The 18,984-nt window shown below is 49.7% G+C and carries 14 protein-coding genes, 1 other RNA gene and 2 pseudogenes; 11 read left to right on the top strand and 6 right to left on the bottom strand.

The window, feature by feature from the left end:
• Window positions 1-27 precede the first annotated feature (27 nt).
• Window positions 28-725 (bottom strand): IS1 family transposase gene (locus LU633_RS14240; RefSeq protein ID WP_233481922.1). Its coding sequence is split into 2 segments (ribosomal slippage): window positions 28-476 and window positions 476-725, totalling 699 coding nucleotides; the frame shifts between segments, so codons are not numbered across the junction.
• 416 nt (window positions 726-1,141) lie between these two features.
• Here LU633_RS14240 and ppsA point away from each other — a divergent pair.
• Complete coding sequence (gene ppsA / locus LU633_RS14235) at window positions 1,142-3,526, top strand: phosphoenolpyruvate synthase (protein WP_016169838.1); 2,385 nt, start codon at window positions 1,142-1,144, stop codon at window positions 3,524-3,526.
• A 54-nt stretch (window positions 3,527-3,580) separates the two neighbouring features.
• Here the strand turns inward: ppsA and rprA are convergent.
• Window positions 3,581-3,689: antisense sRNA RprA (gene rprA / locus LU633_RS14230), an RNA gene on the bottom strand.
• A 250-nt stretch (window positions 3,690-3,939) separates the two neighbouring features.
• A complete protein-coding gene (gene ydiK, locus LU633_RS14225; protein WP_016169837.1) occupies window positions 3,940-5,055 on the bottom strand; it encodes an AI-2E family transporter YdiK in 1,116 nt (371 codons plus the stop codon).
• A gap of 220 nt (window positions 5,056-5,275) precedes the next feature.
• Between ydiK and ydiJ the strand changes: the two genes are divergently transcribed.
• Entirely contained in the window at window positions 5,276-8,335 is a 3,060-nt protein-coding gene (gene ydiJ, locus LU633_RS14220; RefSeq protein WP_016169836.1) for a D-2-hydroxyglutarate dehydrogenase YdiJ, read from the top strand.
• The gene (locus tag LU633_RS14215) at window positions 8,335-8,772 is read left to right on the top strand and encodes a hotdog fold thioesterase (protein ID WP_016169835.1); all 438 of its coding nucleotides are present in this window, start codon (window positions 8,335-8,337) and stop codon (window positions 8,770-8,772) included. The genes ydiJ and LU633_RS14215 overlap by 1 nt, the downstream gene beginning before the upstream one ends.
• A gap of 27 nt (window positions 8,773-8,799) precedes the next feature.
• Here the strand turns inward: LU633_RS14215 and LU633_RS14210 are convergent, their stop codons facing one another.
• Window positions 8,800-9,192, bottom strand: coding sequence for a hypothetical protein (locus LU633_RS14210; RefSeq protein WP_016169834.1), 393 nt, complete (start codon window positions 9,190-9,192; stop codon window positions 8,800-8,802).
• 391 nt (window positions 9,193-9,583) lie between these two features.
• Here LU633_RS14210 and sufA point away from each other — a divergent pair, with 391 nt between their 5' ends.
• The 8 genes and pseudogenes from sufA to tnpC all read left to right on the top strand — a co-directional run bounded on the left by sufA (window position 9,584) and on the right by tnpC (window position 17,435).
• Complete coding sequence (gene sufA / locus LU633_RS14205; protein ID WP_016169833.1) at window positions 9,584-9,958, top strand: Fe-S cluster assembly scaffold SufA; 375 nt, start codon at window positions 9,584-9,586, stop codon at window positions 9,956-9,958.
• A 5-nt stretch (window positions 9,959-9,963) separates the two neighbouring features.
• Entirely contained in the window at window positions 9,964-11,457 is a 1,494-nt protein-coding gene (sufB, locus tag LU633_RS14200) for a Fe-S cluster assembly protein SufB (RefSeq protein WP_016169832.1), read from the top strand.
• Window positions 11,458-11,513: 56 nt separating this feature from the next.
• Window positions 11,514-12,260, top strand: a complete 747-nt coding sequence (gene sufC, locus LU633_RS14195; protein ID WP_016169831.1) for a Fe-S cluster assembly ATPase SufC — start codon at window positions 11,514-11,516, stop codon at window positions 12,258-12,260.
• On the top strand, window positions 12,235-13,518 hold the full coding sequence (sufD, locus tag LU633_RS14190; protein ID WP_016169830.1) for a Fe-S cluster assembly protein SufD: 1,284 nt from the start codon (window positions 12,235-12,237) through the stop codon (window positions 13,516-13,518). The genes sufC and sufD overlap by 26 nt, the downstream gene beginning before the upstream one ends.
• On the top strand, window positions 13,515-14,735 hold the full coding sequence (gene sufS, locus LU633_RS14185) for a cysteine desulfurase SufS (protein ID WP_016169829.1): 1,221 nt from the start codon (window positions 13,515-13,517) through the stop codon (window positions 14,733-14,735). Before sufD ends, sufS begins: the two co-directional genes overlap by 4 nt.
• Before the next feature lie 22 nt (window positions 14,736-14,757).
• The gene (gene sufE / locus LU633_RS14180) at window positions 14,758-15,180 is read left to right on the top strand and encodes a cysteine desulfuration protein SufE (protein ID WP_016169828.1); all 423 of its coding nucleotides are present in this window, start codon (window positions 14,758-14,760) and stop codon (window positions 15,178-15,180) included.
• A gap of 368 nt (window positions 15,181-15,548) precedes the next feature.
• Entirely contained in the window at window positions 15,549-15,881 is a 333-nt protein-coding gene (tnpB, locus tag LU633_RS14175; RefSeq protein ID WP_016169827.1) for an IS66 family insertion sequence element accessory protein TnpB, read from the top strand.
• Window positions 15,882-15,909: 28 nt separating this feature from the next.
• Window positions 15,910-17,435: pseudogene (gene tnpC, locus LU633_RS14170) on the top strand (IS66 family transposase).
• A 526-nt stretch (window positions 17,436-17,961) separates the two neighbouring features.
• Here the strand turns inward: tnpC and LU633_RS14165 are convergent.
• Together LU633_RS14165 and LU633_RS14160 are read right to left on the bottom strand one after the other, a co-directional pair.
• Window positions 17,962-18,198 (bottom strand): major outer membrane lipoprotein, encoded by a 237-nt coding sequence (locus tag LU633_RS14165; protein WP_016169824.1) that lies wholly within the window; start codon window positions 18,196-18,198, stop codon window positions 17,962-17,964.
• A gap of 301 nt (window positions 18,199-18,499) precedes the next feature.
• Window positions 18,500-18,928, bottom strand: a pseudogene (locus tag LU633_RS14160) (IS481 family transposase); the annotation flags it as partial.
• Between the last annotated feature and the right edge of the window lie 56 nt (window positions 18,929-18,984).

Raw genomic sequence — 18,984 nt, 5'->3', positions numbered from 1 at the left:
CAGCCAGTAGTTGGTCGTGACGCAGATTTATTGATAATGATGAAGAGTAAGATACCAACCGATGATCTTATCGTGCATTTCCTCTGACTTAGAAAAGCAAATTGTTCTGCGGGTCAGTCGTTTGATATGTGTGCGAAGATTAAGATTATGTCGTTCTGTCCGTTGGGTATATTTCTTGCTCACCACGTGGCCTGTTGCATTTAACCGAACTTTATAAACCGGCCAGGCATCTGTCATATAAAAGGCAATGTTAAATTTGCTTAACAGAGCCAGCAATCGTCGCAGGGTCGGGGCATTTCTCGGGCCGAAGACGTGGGCCAGAGCACGTTTGCGGATACGGTCATAAGCATAGAACAACCACCGGGGATTGCTTTTACACCGCACGTAAGACCATTGTTCACCGGCTTTACAGCAGATAACAACCTCCGTTTCGGGGTCGATATTCTCAGCTACCTGCTTTGGCGAAATTTTTTTACGTGCCGCAGAACCGTATTGAGGCTGATACCGAGAACCCGTGCGGTATCGCGACATCCGTAACCATTCATGGCCATATTAACAATGGTCTGGTGTGTGTCTGGTTTGGCACCGGAGTAGCTAAAGTTGAGCAGAAAGGTCTTTGAACAATGCTTGCAGATGTAACGTTGGGCACCGGATGCTGAATGTCCGTTACATCGTACAGCATGAGTTTCATTGCACTGAGGGCAGACGACATCAACTTTAGCCATATATTACATCCAAAGCGCAAAGCATACGTTATCAGCAAGTCTGCGTCACGACCCAGTAGTTCAGGAATAATAACGCTGTCGCTGTAATTAATTTTTTAAACATGCAGACAAATGTCTTCGGGAAAGAAATGAAATAATGTTTTTATTATTTATTCATAAAAACATCCCTAATTAAGAATACCATTCTGATAATGCATTTTACGGAAAGGTTGTCGAAATTTAAATTATTATATAAAACAATAATTTATATATTTAATTTATTGTAATGTAAACTTTGAGGGCGCGAAGTTTTCTTAAAATGTTTTTTTGCCGTGCTTGAACGATTCAACAGTTTCTGTCATTCACCGGATGTGCCAGGCTCAGTGAGCGTTACTCTGTCCTCATCTTGTTAATTACATCTTAAAAGGATTGAATCAATGTCCAGTAAAGGCGACCTGCCGCTTGTGCTCTGGTATAACCAGCTTGGCATGAATGATGTTGATCGGGTGGGAGGTAAAAATGCTTCTCTTGGTGAAATGATCACAAATATGTCTTCGTTGGGGGTGACTGTACCTAACGGCTTCGCCACCACGTCAGAGGCATTTAACCAGTTTCTCGATCAAAGCGGTGTAAATCGGCGCATTCATGCGCTGCTTGATACCACCAATATTGATGATGTTGATCAGCTGGCAAAAGCCGGTAAACAGATTCGCCAGTGGATTGTGGATACACCATTTCAGCCTGAGCTGGAGCGGGCAATTCGTGATGCCTGTCAACAGCTTTCGGCCGATGATGCAGAAGCATCCTTTGCCGTACGTTCCTCCGCTACTGCGGAAGATATGCCTGATGCTTCTTTTGCCGGACAGCAGGAAACCTTTTTGAACGTGCAGGGCTTTGAAGCCGTGCTGGTGGCGGTTAAACATGTTTTTGCCTCTTTGTTTAATGACCGGGCAATTTCGTACCGCGTGCATCAGGGCTATGACCACCGCGGCGTGGCGTTATCAGCCGGCGTTCAGCGTATGGTGCGTTCGGACGTGGGGGCAGCCGGGGTAATGTTCACCATTGATACCGAATCGGGTTTTGATCAGGTGGTGTTTATTACAGCGGCTTATGGCCTGGGTGAAATGGTGGTACAGGGGGCGGTTAACCCGGACGAGTTCTATGTGCACAAACCTACCCTCGCGGCGAGCAGACCGGCCATCGTCCGGCGTAACATGGGATCGAAAAAAATCCGCATGGTTTATGGCGATTCACAGCAGCATGGTGAGCAGGTAAGAACAGAAGAGGTGCCGGATGCCGATCGTGATCACTTCTGTTTGAGCGATAAAGAAGTGGAAGCGCTGGCGGCACAGGCTATACAGATTGAAAAACATTACCAGCGCCCGATGGATATTGAATGGGCAAAAGACGGGCACACCGGAAAATTGTTTATCGTGCAGGCCCGCCCGGAAACGGTGCGGTCCAATGGCCAGGTGATGGAGCGTTATACATTACAGGGACAGGGAAAAGTGGTGGTGGAAGGTCGTGCTATCGGCCATCGCATCGGCTCTGGCACAGTCAAAGTCATTCACGATATCAGCGAAATGAATCGCATTGAAAAAGGGGATGTGCTGGTCACCGATATGACCGACCCTGACTGGGAGCCGATCATGAAGAAGGCGGCGGCTATCGTAACCAACCGTGGGGGACGAACCTGCCATGCAGCGATTATCGCTCGCGAACTGGGCATACCTGCGGTCGTTGGCTGTGGTGATGCTATCGCGAAGATTCGGGAAGGACATAAAGTGACTGTTTCTTGTGCGGAGGGGGATACCGGCTATGTGTATGACGATTTGCTGGATTTTGAGGTGAAAAGTTCACAGGTCGATGAGATGCCGTCCCTGCCGCTCAAAATCATGATGAACGTCGGTAATCCTGATCGGGCATTTGATTTCGCCTGTTTGCCTAACGAGGGCGTGGGGCTGGCGCGTCTGGAGTTTATCATTAACCGAATGATAGGTGTTCATCCTAAAGCCCTTCTTGAATTTAACAGCCAGACACCGGAATTACAGCAGACCATCCGTTCAATGATGAAAGGGTTTGACGACCCGGTCGAATTCTATGTCGCCCGTCTGACCGAAGGGATTGCGACGTTAGGGGCGGCATTTGCACCGAAGCGAGTGATTGTCCGTCTCTCCGATTTCAAAACGAATGAGTATGCCAATCTGGTTGGGGGCGATCGTTACGAACCGGAAGAAGAAAACCCCATGCTGGGCTTTCGTGGTGCCGGGCGCTACGTTGCGGAAAGCTTCCGTGATTGCTTTGCGCTGGAGTGCGCTGCAGTAAAGCGCGTGCGTAATGAGATGGGGCTGACTAACGTTGAAATCATGGTGCCATTTGTACGTACGGTGGCACAGGCTAAAGCCGTAGTGGATGAACTGGCGCAACAAGGATTGAGGCGCGGTGAGAACGATCTGAAGTTAATTATGATGTGTGAAATCCCCTCGAATGCGCTGCTGGCTGAACAGTTCCTGCAGTACTTTGACGGCTTCTCAATTGGTTCAAATGACATGACCCAGCTGACACTGGGGTTGGATCGCGATTCTGGTGTGGTTTCCGAGCTGTTTGATGAGCGTAACGATGCGGTCAAAGCTCTGTTATCTATGGCGATCAAGGCAGCGAAAAAACAGGGTAAATATGTCGGCATTTGTGGTCAGGGACCGTCAGATCACGAGGACTTTGCCGCATGGTTAATGGAAGAGGGTATTGACAGCCTTTCGCTCAATCCGGATACCGTTGTGCAAACTTGGCTCAGTCTTGCGCAGCTACTCGCGAACGGATGATTGAGTAATTATCGAAAAGGTCAGCAGTACTGCTGACCTTTTTACTGTTTTTCAGCAAAAAAAAGCCCATCACATGGGATGGGCAAAGACTACACACAGCAATTCTTTACTTTGACCAAGGAAATCAGTGTTTGCTTTGCAAACAATCTGAATATAAAACAGTGGGTTCATACTATTCGGGGAGAGAGAGGGAGTCTTTAAGAATCCTCTCATTAGTTCAATCTGGATAATATTTTGTGATGTAAACATCGCTTTGTATGCATTATTTTTGTGCAATAAGCAGTCATTTTTTGCGTTAAAAACTAACTTAATGCAAATATTTCCTATCTTCATATAAAAAAACTTAACAAAAACAGGAAAAACCTCACGCAGACTGGTGCGGCCAGTATACTGACCGCATTCTCAGCGGGTGATTATCTCTGGTTTTCTCGTTCAAGTTCTGCCAGTTCTTCGACCACCTCATGAGGGTCTTCATCGGGCGGGGGGGTCTCGTGGATCCAGACGGCAATAAGCCGGTAAGAAACTGCCAGCACCACCGGTCCAATAAACAGCCCGATCATGCCGAAAGCGACAAGGCCACCAATTACTCCGGAAAGGATCAGAATTAATGGCAGGTCCGCTCCCATACGAATCAGCATCGGACGCAGCACATTATCCAACGTGCCCACCACGCAACTCCATACCACCAGTACTGTTCCCCAGGTAGTGTCTCCGCTCCAGTACAGCCAGATAATTGCCGGAATCAGTACAACCAGAGGGCCAAGCTGAACCAGACAGGAAAATATCATTACCACCGTCAGTACCGCCGCGTAAGGAATGCCACAAATAGCAAGTCCGATGCCACCCAGAACCCCCTGTACCAGCGCTGTCACTACCACCCCTAATGCCACTGCGCGAATGGCCTGTCCAGCCAGCAGAACCGCCGCATCACCCCGGCGTGAAGCCAGACGGTAGGCGAAGTGACGGATGCCCTGTCCTACCTGTTCGCCGCGCCAGAAAAGCAGCACGCTGAACAATAACATCAAAGCCAGATGCATCATGAAGCGCCCGAAGTGCCCTGCCTGAGCGAAAAGAAAGCCGCTGGTTCTGCCAAGATAGGGCTGGATGCTGGTCAGCAGTGCACTGCCACCACCCTGAACCAGCTTATGATAGCCAGAAGACAACTTTTTACCGATAAGCGGAATGCTTCTCAGCCATTCCAACTCGGGCAGCTGCAGATGTTTGGATGTCAGCCATGCCACCACGGGCCCACTGTTTTCAATGAGGCTTTTTACCAGGATAGAAATGGGAATAATAAATAGCAGTAGCAGGATCAGTGTCATGGCAATCACGGCCAGTGAACGCTTTCCCCACAGCCATTCCTGAATTTTTAGCATCAGTGGCCATGTGGCGATCACCACCATACAGGCCCAGGCAAAGCCCAGCACAAAAGGCTGGACGACCCAGAAACTGGCGACGATCAGCAGTGTGATAAAAAGCAGGGAAAAGACAATTTGTAGCAGGTCCCATCCGTTGTGAACATTTTTCATGTATCGATAATTACCTCAGATAAACACGTTATGCGGGGTGATGCCCGAAAACAGCCGTTTGTTACCCGGCCATCAGACAGGCCTCATTAGACGCATTTTCCATAAAAACGGCACGCGATTCTTTTTGCATAATTCTTGAAATCGCGACAGCGCATAAAAAAATATGATAAAACTTTTTCCAGACAGTCATCGTTATACACAACATTTTGGTCACCCGAAAATGATCCCACAGATTTCTCAGACACCAGGACTTGTTCAACTGGTGTTGGATTTTTTGCAGGCGCTGCAGCAGCAAGGTTTTACCGGCGATACCGCCACCAGCTATGCTGACCGTCTCACCATGTCCACCGACAACAGTATTTATCAGCTTCTGCCGGATGCCGTACTGTTTCCCCGCTCCTCCGCCGATGTAATGTTGATTGCCCGACTGGCTGGAGAAGGACGCTTTCAGACTCTGGTCTTCACACCGCGTGGCGGTGGTACGGGCACGAACGGGCAGTCTTTGAATCAGGGCATCGTGGTGGATATGTCGCGCCACATGAAACGCATTATTGATATTAACGTCGAGCAGGGATGGGTAAAGGTTGAGGCCGGGGTAATCAAGGATCAGCTCAACGCATTTCTTAAACCATACGGCTTTTTTTTCTCACCGGAGTTGTCCACCAGTAACCGTGCCACGCTCGGTGGCATGATCAACACTGATGCGTCAGGGCAGGGTTCGCTGTTCTATGGTAAAACCTCCGATCATGTCCTTGGACTGCGAGCGGTACTGCCCGGTGGCGATATGCTGGATACGCGGCCTGTACCCATGATGCTGGCAGAGCAGCTGGCTAATGAGCAGAATCAGGAAGGCCATATTTATCGCACCGTTCTTGAACGTTGCCGCGATCGTCGCCAGCTGATAATGGATAAATTCCCCAAACTCAATCGTTTTCTGACAGGTTACGATTTGCGCCATGTCATCAGTGATGATTTACAGCAGGTGGATCTGAGTCGTCTGCTGTGCGGCTCGGAAGGAACACTGGCCTTTATCACCGAAGCGAAGCTTAATATCACGCCAATTCCCAGGGTACGTCGACTGGTTAACATCAAATACGATTCATTTGATTCAGCGCTGCGTAGCGCGCCGTTTCTGGTTGAAGCAAGGGCGCTGTCGGTTGAAACGGTAGATTCTAAGGTGCTCAATCTCGCGCGGGAAGATATTGTCTGGCACTCGGTGAGTGAACTGATTGTTGATGTGCCCGGTCAGGACATGCTGGGACTGAATATCGTTGAATTTGCCGGAGATGACCGAGCGCTGATCGACAGTCAGGTAGCCTCACTGTGTGGACAAATTGATGCGCTGATGGCGTCAAAAGCAGCGGGGATGATTGGCTATCAGCTTTGTGATGACGTAAGCGGAATTGAACGGATTTACACCATGCGTAAGAAAGCGGTTGGCCTGCTCGGTAATGCAAAGGGGCGAGCCAAACCAATCCCGTTTGTTGAGGATACCTGCGTTCCGCCTGAACATCTGGCCGATTACATTGTTGAGTTCCGTGCGCTACTCGACAGACATAACCTGAGTTACGGAATGTTTGGTCACGTTGATGCCGGTGTATTACATGTGCGTCCGGCGCTGGATATGTGTGATCCCCAGCAGGAGATTTTGGTGAAACGAATTTCCGATGAGGTGGTGGCATTGACCGAGCGCTATGGGGGATTGTTGTGGGGCGAACATGGTAAAGGCTTTCGTGCGGAATACAGCCCGTCTTTTTTCGGTGAAGAATTGTACAACGACCTTCGCCTGATTAAAGCGGCGTTCGATCCGCAAAATCGACTGAATCCCGGAAAGATTTGTGCACCATTTGGGCTTGATGCGCCGGTGATGCGCGTAGATGCTCCCAGGCGCAGCAGCTGGGATCGCCAGATTCCGGTTAATGTTCGGACCAACTGGCGCGGTGCGATGGAATGTAATGGTAACGGCTTATGTTTCAATTTTGATGTGCGCAGCCCGATGTGTCCTTCAATGAAAATTAGCGGTAATCGCATTCATTCACCAAAAGGCCGCGCAACCCTGACCCGGGAATGGCTGCGGCTGCTGGCAGAGCAGGGCGTTGACCCACTTGAACTGGAAAAACGGCTACCGGAAAAAAAACTGAGCCTGCGCACGCTGGTTGAGCGTATGCGCAACAGCTGGTATGCCCGCCGTGGAGAATATGATTTCTCTCATGAAGTCAAAGAAGCGATGTCTGGCTGTCTGGCTTGTAAAGCCTGTTCAACACAATGTCCAATTAAAATCGACGTTCCCGGATTCCGCGCACGTTTTCTGCAGCTTTATCACACGCGCTATCTTCGTCCATTGAGCGATCATCTGGTCGCCTCGGTGGAGAGTTATGCACCCGTCATGGCACGCGCTCCTCGATTCTTTAACTTTTTTATGCGACAACCGCTGGTGAGTCGGTTAAGTAAACAGCACGTCGGGATGGTTGATTTACCGCTGCTGTCGTCGCCCGGCCTTCGTCAGCAGCTGGCTGGAAAACCGGCGATAACCACCACATTGGAACAACTCGAACATCTTAGCGTAAGCCATCGCCGGGATTATGTTTTGGTAGTGCAGGACCCATTTACCAGCTATTACGACGCGCAGCTGGTGGCTGATTTTGTCAGGCTGATTGAGAAGCTGGGGTATCAGCCGCTGGTGCTGCCTTTTTCACCGAACGGCAAGCCGCAACATATCAAAGGCTTTTTGCAGCGTTTCGCCCGTACGGCTCAAAAGACAGCAGATTTTCTTAACCGCGTAGCCGCGTTGGGTCTGCCGATGGTTGGTGTTGACCCATCCCTGGTGCTTTGCTATCGCCACGAATACCAAGAGGTTCTTGCCGATCGGCGTGGCGATTTCCATGTTCAGCTGGTACATGAATGGTTGCAGCAGGTGCTGCCTGAAACGACAGTGAACAGTTGTGAGCAAAGTGGCGAAGCCTGGTATCTCTTCGGGCATTGTACCGAGACCACGGCACTCCCTGCTTCGGGTCAACAATGGCAGGCTATTTTTGCGCGATTTGGTGCAAAACTGGAAAATATCAGCGTGGGCTGTTGCGGGATGGCGGGAACCTATGGCCACGAAGCAAAAAATTTGTCCAACTCGTTGGGGATTTATGAACTGTCGTGGCATCAGGCATTGCAAAAACTGCCGCGACGCCGCTGTCTTGCCACGGGCTATTCCTGCCGCAGCCAGGTAAAACGCGTTGAAGGCAATGGTATGCGACACCCCTTACAGGCTTTACTGGAGCTGGTGTAATGGCAATTTGGCGGCGTGAAACGTCTTTGCAACAGTTAAACCAGAGCGGAGAGGGAAATATCCTGTCAGTGCTTGGAATACGCTTTATCGCCATCAATGATGAAAGCCTTGAAGCAACCATGCCGGTGGATAACCGTACCCGACAGCCTTTCGGCCTGCTGCATGGTGGTGCATCGGTGGTTCTGGCGGAAACGCTGGGGTCAGTCGCAGGCTGGCTGTGTACTTCAGGAGAAGATTACATTGTGGGTCTGGAGGTGAACGCCAACCATGTCAGAGCGGTCAGTGAAGGGTGGGTACGGGGCGTATGCCGTTCACAACACCTTGGACGTAGGCATCAGGTCTGGCAAATCGATATCTTAGACCCAACGCAGCGACTCTGCTGTTCTTCTCGCCTGACTACGGCTGTGATAGTGGCTGAGTCAATTACACCGTGCTGATAAACTTGCCGATGGTTACATAATCCACTAAGCATGTTTGACAAAATCGCTTTGTAGCGCAGTGGCTTTTTCCCATTCACAGCTCATCGCCAGCTGGTGGCAGAGGCGGGTCAGTGAATTTCGGGCAAGCTGCCATGCCTGCATGCGAAAAAGACGGTCCCTGTCGGTATTACCCAATTCCTGAAGCAGGCGATGATGTAATTTACCAAGCACATGCAGATAGCTATGGTCGTCGCCGTTCATCTGGCAGAGTTCAGCCATATCCAGGCAGGTGTTGTTAAAGTTGCGCAGCTGTTCCGGCGTGCAGTCTGGCTTATTAAGTTTTGCCTGAGCCATATAAAAGTCGACGGCAATATCACGGATGGAGAACTTATATTCATCAATCTTGTGCTGTAGCCAGGCGCTCATGGAGAGATTCATTGGCAGACCTATACGTATTAATGATAATCATTATCATATATTAGCCAGTGCAATATTCAATCTCAGAAAATAAAAATTTACCGATTTATGCTTCCTTTCAGATAAATTGGTAATAACGATACGTGACGTTGTCTGATAAGTTAAAATAAGTATTATTTCCGATTAGCGTTGCTTGCGTAAAATTTATTTACTATTTTTCAGTGTGTTATAATTCCATATATTTTATATGCCTTGAATACCTCAGCCTTTTTAACGGGTTCAGCGCGACATTAAAAGGCCTTAAAATCACCTTCTTCCGCTAATCCCTGCAAAACAAGAGGTTGAAGAGACAATCAATATCACTAACATAGGGGCATTAGCCCGCAGGGCTATCGACTCGCGAGGTAATATTATGTCATCAGCAACGACAGATTCTTTTTCTCCTGATGATTTCATCTGGAAAGGTCTTACGATTACTGACAGCGCAGCAAGGCAAATTATTTCCCTGGCTGGAAGCGATCCAGAAATAAAGGGACTTAAACTGGGCGTGAAAACATCGGGTTGTGCCGGGTTCGGCTACACCATGGATCTAATTAAAAATCCTGCAGATGACGATCTGGTGTATACCCATCAGGGAGCAACACTGTATGTGCCTTTGCAGGCTATGCCGTTCATAGACGGAACGGAAGTTGATTTCGTTCGTGAAGGCCTCAATCAGATTTTCAAATTTAATAATCCTAAAGCTCAACACGCCTGTGGCTGTGGTGAGAGCTTTGGCGTTGAGTAAAATTTATGTCCCGAAACACTGAAACATCAGACGACGTGCAGGTCTGGGAAGGAAACCACCAGAAATACAAAGAGGGTTTCTTCACTCAGCTGCAGACTGAAGAGTTTGAACATGGCATCAGCGAAGACGTTGTGCGTGCAATTTCTGCAAAGCGCAACGAGCCGGAGTGGATGCTGGATTTCCGCCTGAGAGCCTTTGCGGCCTGGCTGGAAATGGAAGAGCCGCACTGGTTAAAAGCCAACTACACATCACTGAACTACCAGGACTACAGTTATTATTCCGCGCCGTCCTGTGGAAACTGTGATGACAGTTGTGCTTCAGAACCGGGCGCTCAACAAACCTCTGGTGTTCAGACTCCTAACTACCTCACCGAAGAAGTGGAAAACGCCTTTAAGCAATTGGGTGTTCCGGTTCGTGAAGGCCAGGAAGTTGCGGTCGATGCAATTTTCGACTCCGTTTCTGTTTCGACAACTTACCGCAGTAAGCTGGCCGAGCAGGGCATTATTTTTTGCTCATTTGGCGAAGCCATTCACGATCACCCTGAGCTGGTTAAACAGTATCTCGGCACCGTGGTGCCCGCTAACGATAACTTTTTTGCTGCACTCAACTCCGCGGTAGCCTCGGACGGCACGTTCGTTTACATTCCAAAGGGCGTGCGCTGCCCAATGGAACTCTCCACCTATTTCCGTATTAATGCGGCGAAAACGGGTCAGTTTGAGCGCACTATTTTAATCGCCGATGAAGGTAGCTACGTCAGTTACATCGAAGGCTGCTCTGCGCCTGTGCGCGACAGCTATCAGCTTCACGCGGCGGTGGTTGAAGTTATTATTCACAAAGATGCAGAAGTGAAATATTCAACCGTACAGAACTGGTTCTCCGGTGGTGAATCTGAAGGCGGTATCCTGAACTTCGTTACCAAGCGTGCGCTGTGCGAAGGCGAGAACAGCAAGATGTCGTGGACGCAGTCGGAAACCGGATCTGCGATTACCTGGAAATACCCAAGCGTTATCCTGCGCGGTGATAATTCGATTGGCGAGTTTTTCTCGGTGGCGCTGACCAGCGGTCATCAGCAGGCGGATACCGGCACCAAGATGATTCACATCGGCAAAAATACCAAATCAACCATTATCTCTAAAGGCATCTCAGCCGGGAAAAGCCAGAATACCTATCGTGGCCTGGTAAAAATTATGCCCACCGCGACAAATGCGCGCAATTTTACCCAGTGTGACTCCATGCTGATTGGTGCTGAATGTGGTGCGCACACGTTCCCTTACGTGGAGGCGCGCAACAATACGGCGCAGCTTGAACATGAAGCAACCACATCACGGATCGGTGAAGACCAGTTATTTTATTGTCTGCAACGCGGTATCAGTGAAGACGACGCCATTTCAATGATTGTGAATGGTTTCTGTAAGGACGTTTTTTCTGAACTCCCGCTGGAATTCGCCGTTGAGGCACAAAAATTGCTGGCAATCAGTCTCGAACACAGCGTGGGTTAACCGCCACGCATATGATCATTCAGTGCAATGCTGCAACGTATTGCTCAGGAAACACTATGTTAAGTATTAAAGATCTACAGGTAAGTATTGAAGATAAAGCGATCCTGTGCGGACTGAATCTTGAGGTTAAGCCGGGCGAGGTTCATGCGATTATGGGACCAAATGGTTCGGGTAAAAGCACCCTCTCAGCCACGTTAGCGGGACGTGAAGAGTATGAAATCACTGGTGGTTCGGTGCATTTCAAAGGGAAAGATTTGCTGGAGCTTTCCCCGGAAGATCGTGCCGGTGAGGGTATTTTCATGGCCTTCCAGTATCCGGTCGAAATCCCCGGCGTGAGCAATCAGTTTTTCCTGCAAACGGCAGTCAACGCCGTACGCAAATATCGCAACAGTGAAGCGCTTGATCGTTTCGATTTCCAGGATTTTATCGAGGATAAAATCCAGCTGCTGAAAATGCCTGAGGATTTGCTGACGCGTTCCGTCAACGTTGGTTTCTCCGGTGGTGAGAAAAAACGCAACGATATTTTGCAGATGGCGGCGCTGGAGCCTGAACTTTGTATTCTTGATGAAACTGACTCCGGTCTGGATATCGACGCCCTGAAAATCGTTGCGGGTGGCGTAAATACCCTGCGTGACGGTAAGCGCTCATTTATCATTGTTACGCATTACCAGCGCATTCTTGATTACATCAAACCTGACTTCGTCCACGTGTTATATCAGGGAAAAATCGTGAAGTCGGGCGACTTTACGTTGGTGAAACAACTGGAGGAGCAAGGCTATGGCTGGCTTACCGACCAGGAGTAATGAAAATGCTCTGCAGGAGTGGCATCACCTGTTTGAGAGCAGCAGAGAGCATCGCTCAATGCAGGCCCAACAGCACTGGCAGCAGGTGTTGCGCTTAGGCTTGCCGACGCGAAAGCATGAAAACTGGAAATATACGCCGCTTGATGGCCTGCTGGCGCAGCACTTTGTTTTGCCCGCTGCGTCAGGCCTTAGCGCAAGTGATGTTGCCGGGCTGGTGCTCAATATTGACGCGGTAAAGTTGGTGTTTGTTGATGGACGTTTCAATGCGGAATTAAGCGATAAAACCCTCGATCTTTTTAATATCCAGGTTTCTCGCACGTCTGACCGGCGCGAGCTGAGTACGCCGGTGCAGCCTGAAGTTTTCTTGCACCTGACGGAAAGCCTGGCAGACGAGGTGACCACCATTCATCTGCCGCGTGGAAAGACAGCAGCGCGGGCGCTGTATCTTTTGCATATCAGCAGCGGTAGCGCTCCGTCACAGATGAACACGTCACATTATCGTCACCATTTGCAGCTGGGTGAGGCAGCCAGTGCCACGGTAATTGAGCACTATGTCAGCCTCGACGAAGCCTCGCATTTCACTGGTGCGCGTTTTACCGCAGCCGTGGGTAATAACGCCGTTTTGAATCACTACAAACTGGCTTTTGAACATACCAGCAGCTATCACTTCTCGCATAACGATCTGGTTATTGGTCGTGATGCGCGAGTGCAAAGCGATACTTTCCTGCTTGGTAGCGGTTTGGCTCGTCATAACACCAGCGTGCAGCTTAACGGTGAGGGCAGCGAGCTGGGCATTAATAGCCTGATGCTGCCCGTGGAAAAAGAGGTGTGTGACAGCCGCACCTATCTTGAACATAATAAGGGCCACTGCCTGAGCCGTCAGATGCATAAGACCATCGTGCGTGATAAAGCGCGAGCTGTGTTCAATGGACATATTAAAGTGGCGAAATATGCGCTGAAAACGGATGGGCAGATGACTAACAACAACCTGTTGTTAGGACGGCTCGCTGAAGTGGATACCAAACCCCAGCTGGAAATCTACGCTGACGATGTGAAATGTAGCCACGGAGCGACTATTGGTCGTATTGACGACGAGCAGATGTTTTATCTGCGTGCTCGCGGTATCAGCGAAGCATCTGCCCAACGCATGATCATTTATGCGTTCGCCGCAGAGCTAACGGAAGCCATTACCGATGAAGTGCTGAAGAACGCCGTGATGCAGCGCATCGCGCATCGCTTCCCCGGAGGCATTAAATGAGTTTTGACCTGGCGCGCATCAGGGATGATTTTCCCGTACTGGCAAGGGAAGTCAATGGTCAGCCTCTGGCTTATCTGGACAGTGCCGCCAGCGCCCAGAAACCGTTAGCGGTTATCGAGGCAGAAAGCCATTTCTATCAGCACGGGTACGCTGCGGTTCATCGGGGTATTCATACGTTAAGTGGCGAAGCTACAACTGAGATGGAAAATGTGCGTGTGCAGGCGGCTGCTTTTCTTAATGCCGCCTCAGCGGAAGAGATCGTTTTCGCCAAAGGCACTACTGAAGCGATTAACCTTGTTGCTTCAAGCTGGGGGGGAAGTCAGCTGCAGCCGGGAGATAATATTCTTATCACTGCCATGGAGCATCACGCTAATATCGTTCCCTGGCAGATGGTCGCCCAACGAATCGGTGCGGAAGTCCGTTTTATCCCCCTTAGCGAAACGGGTGAACTGGATCTGTCATCCTTGCCATCCCTTATCGACAGTCGCACGCGCATGCTTGCGGTAACGCATGTTTCAAACGTGTTGGGAACGGTTAACCCGGTGAAAGAGCTGATAGCCTGTGCAAAAGCGGCGGGCATCGTCACCCTAATTGATGGTGCTCAGGCGGTGATGCATGAACAGGTTGATGTGCAGTCGCTGGGCTGCGATTTTTATGTCTTTTCAGGACATAAAATTTATGGTCCGTCTGGCATTGGCATTTTGTACGGACGTAAAGCGTTATTGGATCAGATGCCACCCTGGGAAGGAGGTGGATCAATGATTGCTTGCGTTAGCCTGACAGAAGGAACCACCTATGCAGCAGCCCCCTGGCGTTTTGAAGCAGGTTCACCAAATACCGGAGGCATTATCGGACTGGGTGCGGCGCTCCGCTGGGTCAGTGAACTCGGCCTTGATGTCATCCAGCAGCGCGAACAGGTATTAATGCGTTATGCCATGGATAAGCTCTCCCGGGTGCCAGATTTGCAGATTTATGGGCCACGTGAACGGGCCGGGGTGATTGCATTCAATCTGGGCCAGCACCACGCCTATGATGTTGGCAGCTTCCTGGATCGCTATGGTATTGCCATTCGTACCGGGCACCATTGCGCCATGCCGTTGATGAACCACTATGGCGTGTCGACAATGTGTCGGGCCTCGTTTGTTTTGTATAATAGCGAGGAAGAGGTCGACCGCCTGGTGGCTGGTCTGACACGTATACATCGCCTGCTGGGCTGAACTCAGCAGCAAGGGAGAAAGTATGGCAAGCCTGCCAGATAGAGAAAAACTGGTACGCAACTTTGGCCGTTGCGCTGACTGGGAAGAAAAGTATCTGTATGTGATTGAACTGGGTGCACTCTTACCCGAACTGCCTGAATGGGCACACACCGATGAAAACATCATTTCTGGTTGCCAGAGCCAGGTCTGGATCCTGATGACCATCGATGAGAATCATCGGGTGATACTTAATGGTGACAGCGATGCTGCTATCGTTAAGGGCCTTATTGCCGTTGTTTTTGTCTTATACCAACAGATGACCGCGGACGAAATTCTTACTTTTGATGTTCGCCCGTGGTTTGAACAACTGGCCCTGGTTCAGCATCTGACACCGTCACGTTCACAGGGACTTGAAGCGATGATACGCGCCATTCGCCAGAAAGCGCAGGCCGTCATCGAAAACTAAATTACTCCACTTCCTGCCCTGTGGGTGAGAAGTGGCTGCACTTTTTGCGTATCCTTCATCCTCATATCCTTTTCCTCACTGAATATTCCTTCACGGTTATAAAAAAGTGTCGGTTTTCAGCCGCCCGGTGCATTCTGGCCGACAATATCAAGAATTCCTGCCGTATCAATACTGGTGGTGGCGCACGCGGAGAAAGAACAACCGGGATGTGTCAAAAACGTCGACAACTTTTCCGTGTTCAAATAAATGCACAGTGTGGTCATGAGCCAGAGGCCATAGCGCGAAGAAGCAGGGCATCAATGACTGGCCCTGAGTACATCGGGTGGTCATCGATATTAATGGTTTAACAGGCGAATGTTCCTTCTGATATGCGTATCTGGCTGGTCGCTGGTGTAACCGATATGCGACGAAGCTTCAATGGCCCTGGTGAACAGATACAAAGTGTTCTGGATGAAAATCCTCACTCAGGTCACATCTTCATCTTCCGGGGGCGTAAAGGCGATATGGTGAAAGTGCTCTGGGCCGACCACGACGGGATGAACCTGTATACCAAACGCCTGGAAGAGGGTCACTTTGTCTGGACTTCAGCTCAGGACGGAAAAATATCACTTACCCGCAGCCAGCTGGCTCTTCTGCCTGAGCGGTTCGACTGGCGACAACCCGTTCGTCAGAAACGCACTAACCTGCTGAACATGTTGTAAAAAAGATACCCATATTATAAATATGAGTATGCATCAGGATCCTCTAATCCATATTGCCGAGCTGGAAGCACTTATCAGGCAACAGAATATCCAGCTCAGCCTCAACAGCAAAACAGAGGCTGAGCTACGCTACGCCCTGAAACAGGCAGAAAACAAAGCGACAGAGCACGAGCAGGAGGCGGAAGAACTTCGCTCACAGCTGGATAAACTCAGCCGGATGTTGTTCGGAAGCCGGTCAGAGAAGCTACAGCAACAGAAAACCGATCTTGAAAGTAAGCTGGATTCTCTGGTGCAGAAAAATGATGAACAGGTGGAGCGAGAGAATGATCCACGACTCCCCGTCAGCTCAGACCGTTCCCGGAGCATCTTACCCGTGAAATAAAAAGGTTGTCCTCACCGGATGAATGTTGCCCTGAGTGTGGCGGGCGTCTTGCCTGTCTGGGAGAAGACAGTGCAGAGCAACTGGAAATGCTGAGTGCCGCACTGAAAGTTATCCGTACGATCCGCGAAAAATATGTCTGTATGAAGTGTGACTGTATCGTGCAGGCAGCGGCACCATCACACCCCATCGAGCGCGGATCGCCGGGAAAGGCCTGCTGGCCTGGATGTTAATCTCAAAATACTGTGATCATCTGCCACTGAACTGGCTGTCAGAGATGTTAGCCCGCCAGGGGAGCCAGCTCAGCCGCTCACTCCTCTCTGGCTGGGTTGAAGCCAGCTGTCGTCTGCCCGAACCGCTGGATGAAGCGTTATACAACTATATTATGGGGGCCTGGTCGCTTCATGCAGACGAAATGCCGGTACAGGTACAGTCACCCGGAAAAACAAAAACAGAAAGGAGCCACATCTGGGCGTATGTCAGGGATGAACGCCTCTTCGGAACTCACTCACCATCGGCGGTCTGGTTCGCCTGGAGTGTAGGGCGTAACGGCAAATACGCTGAAGAGCATCTCGCCGGGTTCGGGGGGAAGGTGCTCCAGGTTGATGGATATGCGGCATACAACAGTCAGTTCACCACGCAAAGAGAAAATGGCCCGCCTCTGAAAAGAGCGGGTTGCATGGCCCCATGCCCGTAGAAAGATCTATGACATCTGGATAAATGCCCGGAAAAACCTGACGCTGATACAGGCTCTGGCGCTAATCAGAGCGCTGTATGCAACAGAAGCAGAAATACGCGGACAAAGAGCAGAATGGCGGAAGGCAGTCAGACAGGAGAAAAACCTGCCGCTAATGATGTCGCTGAAAGCGCTGATAGATGAAAAACAAAAGACGCTGTCGAAAAAATCACGGTTGAGCAAAGCGTTCGCGTATATAGAAAACCACTGGGATGCGTTGTGTTGCTACTGCCACGACGGACATGTGGAAATAGACAATAATGCTGCAGAGCGTGCCATCAGAGCCGTCGCGGTTGGCAGAAAAAACTGGATGTTCTTCGGTTCGGCGCGAGGTGGTGAACGAGGAGCCATGCTGTACAGTCTGCTGGGTACCTGCAAGCTGAATGGCGTAGATCCTGAAGCCTGGTTGCGTCATGTACTGGGTGTGTTACCAGACTAGCCATCTAACCGTGTTGAAGAACTTCTCCCATGGAATGTTGATCTGACATCAGCATAAACATCAATACGGTACGAGCTGACCGCTTACTTATGTGATCGACTTTCAGTGTGTTTTAGCAACAGTTCAATGCTTTCCGCGTGGCGGTTCCCACAAGCGTTTTAAATACGAGGTCGCCGGGAAATGACTGAACGAGTACAGCAGGGCAAGTGCGAATGACTCCTGAGCATGCAGAGCTCGAAAGTGAACGTTCAGCCGAAGTATCAATACTTGAGTGGTACTAAAATGGGTATTTCAGTGGCACGGGGTAAGTAATTCATCTTTATCGTTTCTGTTTACCCGCAGGCGGCCTTAAGTGCTTTATCACAGTCATCTTTGCTAATGTGATAACAGTTAAAAATGGTCTGGAGAGTTCTGATACGTAGCGGAGAGGCTGAGTAAGGCTGGCAAAGGGGCATGTGCAGAGAGAACTGAGGGAACAGGAGTAAAAAATGGCGCACAATGCGCGCCATTTTCAGTATCAGAGCTCTTACTTACGGTAAGAGTGAGCCTGGTTGTCCAGACGCTGGTTAGCACGAGCTGCGTCATCTTTAGCAGCCTGAACGTCAGAACGGATTGCGTTCACATCGTTGCTCAGCTGGTCAACTTTCGCGTTCAGAGTCTGAACGTCGGTAGACAGCTGGTCGATTTTAGCATTGCTTGAGCAACCAGCCAGCAGAGTTGAACCCAGTATCACTGCGCCCAGTACCAGTTTAGTACGATTCATTATTTATACCCTCTAGATTGAGTTAATCTCCATGTAGCGTTACAAGTATTACACAAAGTTTTTTCTAAAGAGAATAAAATTTAGTTATAATCTCGTTAAATTTGTTCGTTCGCTCAAAGAAGCATCGTCTTTAACCATTCTGGCAAAAATTTTAGCGAAAACAGGTTATTTAAATTGAGTTTAGTTGCCGATGACTGTGAGTTGAGCGCCTGATTTCTGCTGGTAAATGGAGTTTTTATTACGTGTACTAGCTCAGACCTGATCTGACAGTTACCGGTTATTTATACAGGTATCTGTCAGATTACATCTGGCTTAAATTCTTCTCAGCCCGGATGCGCTTTCCATCAAGTAATGTTTCCATTGGCGTTCGCCCACAGCACATTTTCCCCTGATGGGGTCGCTCATTATTATAGTGAGCCAACCATTCATCAAGACCTGATTGTAGTGCGTCGAGAGCGCCATACAGTTTTTTGCGGAACGTCACCTGATAAAACGCCTGCAATATCGTCCGGTGGAACCGCTCGCAGGTACCGTTGGTCTGCGGTGACATCGCTTTGGTTTTCGTGTGGTCGATATCATTTATTGCCAGATAAAGCGGGTAGTCATGCTGCTCCACTTTGCCACAGTACTCTGTGCCTCTGTCAGTGAGTATCCTCGGCATCGGCAAACCATGAAACTCATAAAACGGCAACACACGGTCATTCAGTAGATCCGCCGCCGTAATCGGCGTTCATGGTTAGGAAACTGAATCATCGTTTTAAAAATTTCCTGACCATGAGCAGCAGT

The organism is Erwinia tracheiphila (assembly GCF_021365465.1).
GTDB lineage: Bacteria > Pseudomonadota > Gammaproteobacteria > Enterobacterales > Enterobacteriaceae > Erwinia > Erwinia tracheiphila.
Note: the sequence above shows the minus strand (reverse complement) of the source record. Positions and strands in the feature narration are given on the sequence as shown.

Bases quoted from the DNA above. Each gene is read 5' to 3' on its own strand.
- ppsA (WP_016169838.1), top strand. From the start codon at position 1,142: ATGTCCAGTAAAGGCGACCTGCCGCTTGTGCTCTGGTATAACCAGCTT.
- ydiK (WP_016169837.1), bottom strand. From the start codon at position 5,055: ATGAAAAATGTTCACAACGGATGGGACCTGCTACAAATTGTCTTTTCC.
- ydiJ (WP_016169836.1), top strand. From the start codon at position 5,276: ATGATCCCACAGATTTCTCAGACACCAGGACTTGTTCAACTGGTGTTG.
- LU633_RS14215 (WP_016169835.1), top strand. From the start codon at position 8,335: ATGGCAATTTGGCGGCGTGAAACGTCTTTGCAACAGTTAAACCAGAGC.
- LU633_RS14210 (WP_016169834.1), bottom strand. From the start codon at position 9,192: ATGAATCTCTCCATGAGCGCCTGGCTACAGCACAAGATTGATGAATAT.
- sufA (WP_016169833.1), top strand. From the start codon at position 9,584: ATGTCATCAGCAACGACAGATTCTTTTTCTCCTGATGATTTCATCTGG.
- sufB (WP_016169832.1), top strand. From the start codon at position 9,964: ATGTCCCGAAACACTGAAACATCAGACGACGTGCAGGTCTGGGAAGGA.
- sufC (WP_016169831.1), top strand. From the start codon at position 11,514: ATGTTAAGTATTAAAGATCTACAGGTAAGTATTGAAGATAAAGCGATC.
- sufD (WP_016169830.1), top strand. From the start codon at position 12,235: ATGGCTGGCTTACCGACCAGGAGTAATGAAAATGCTCTGCAGGAGTGG.
- sufS (WP_016169829.1), top strand. From the start codon at position 13,515: ATGAGTTTTGACCTGGCGCGCATCAGGGATGATTTTCCCGTACTGGCA.
- sufE (WP_016169828.1), top strand. From the start codon at position 14,758: ATGGCAAGCCTGCCAGATAGAGAAAAACTGGTACGCAACTTTGGCCGT.
- tnpB (WP_016169827.1), top strand. From the start codon at position 15,549: ATGCGTATCTGGCTGGTCGCTGGTGTAACCGATATGCGACGAAGCTTC.
- LU633_RS14165 (WP_016169824.1), bottom strand. From the start codon at position 18,198: ATGAATCGTACTAAACTGGTACTGGGCGCAGTGATACTGGGTTCAACT.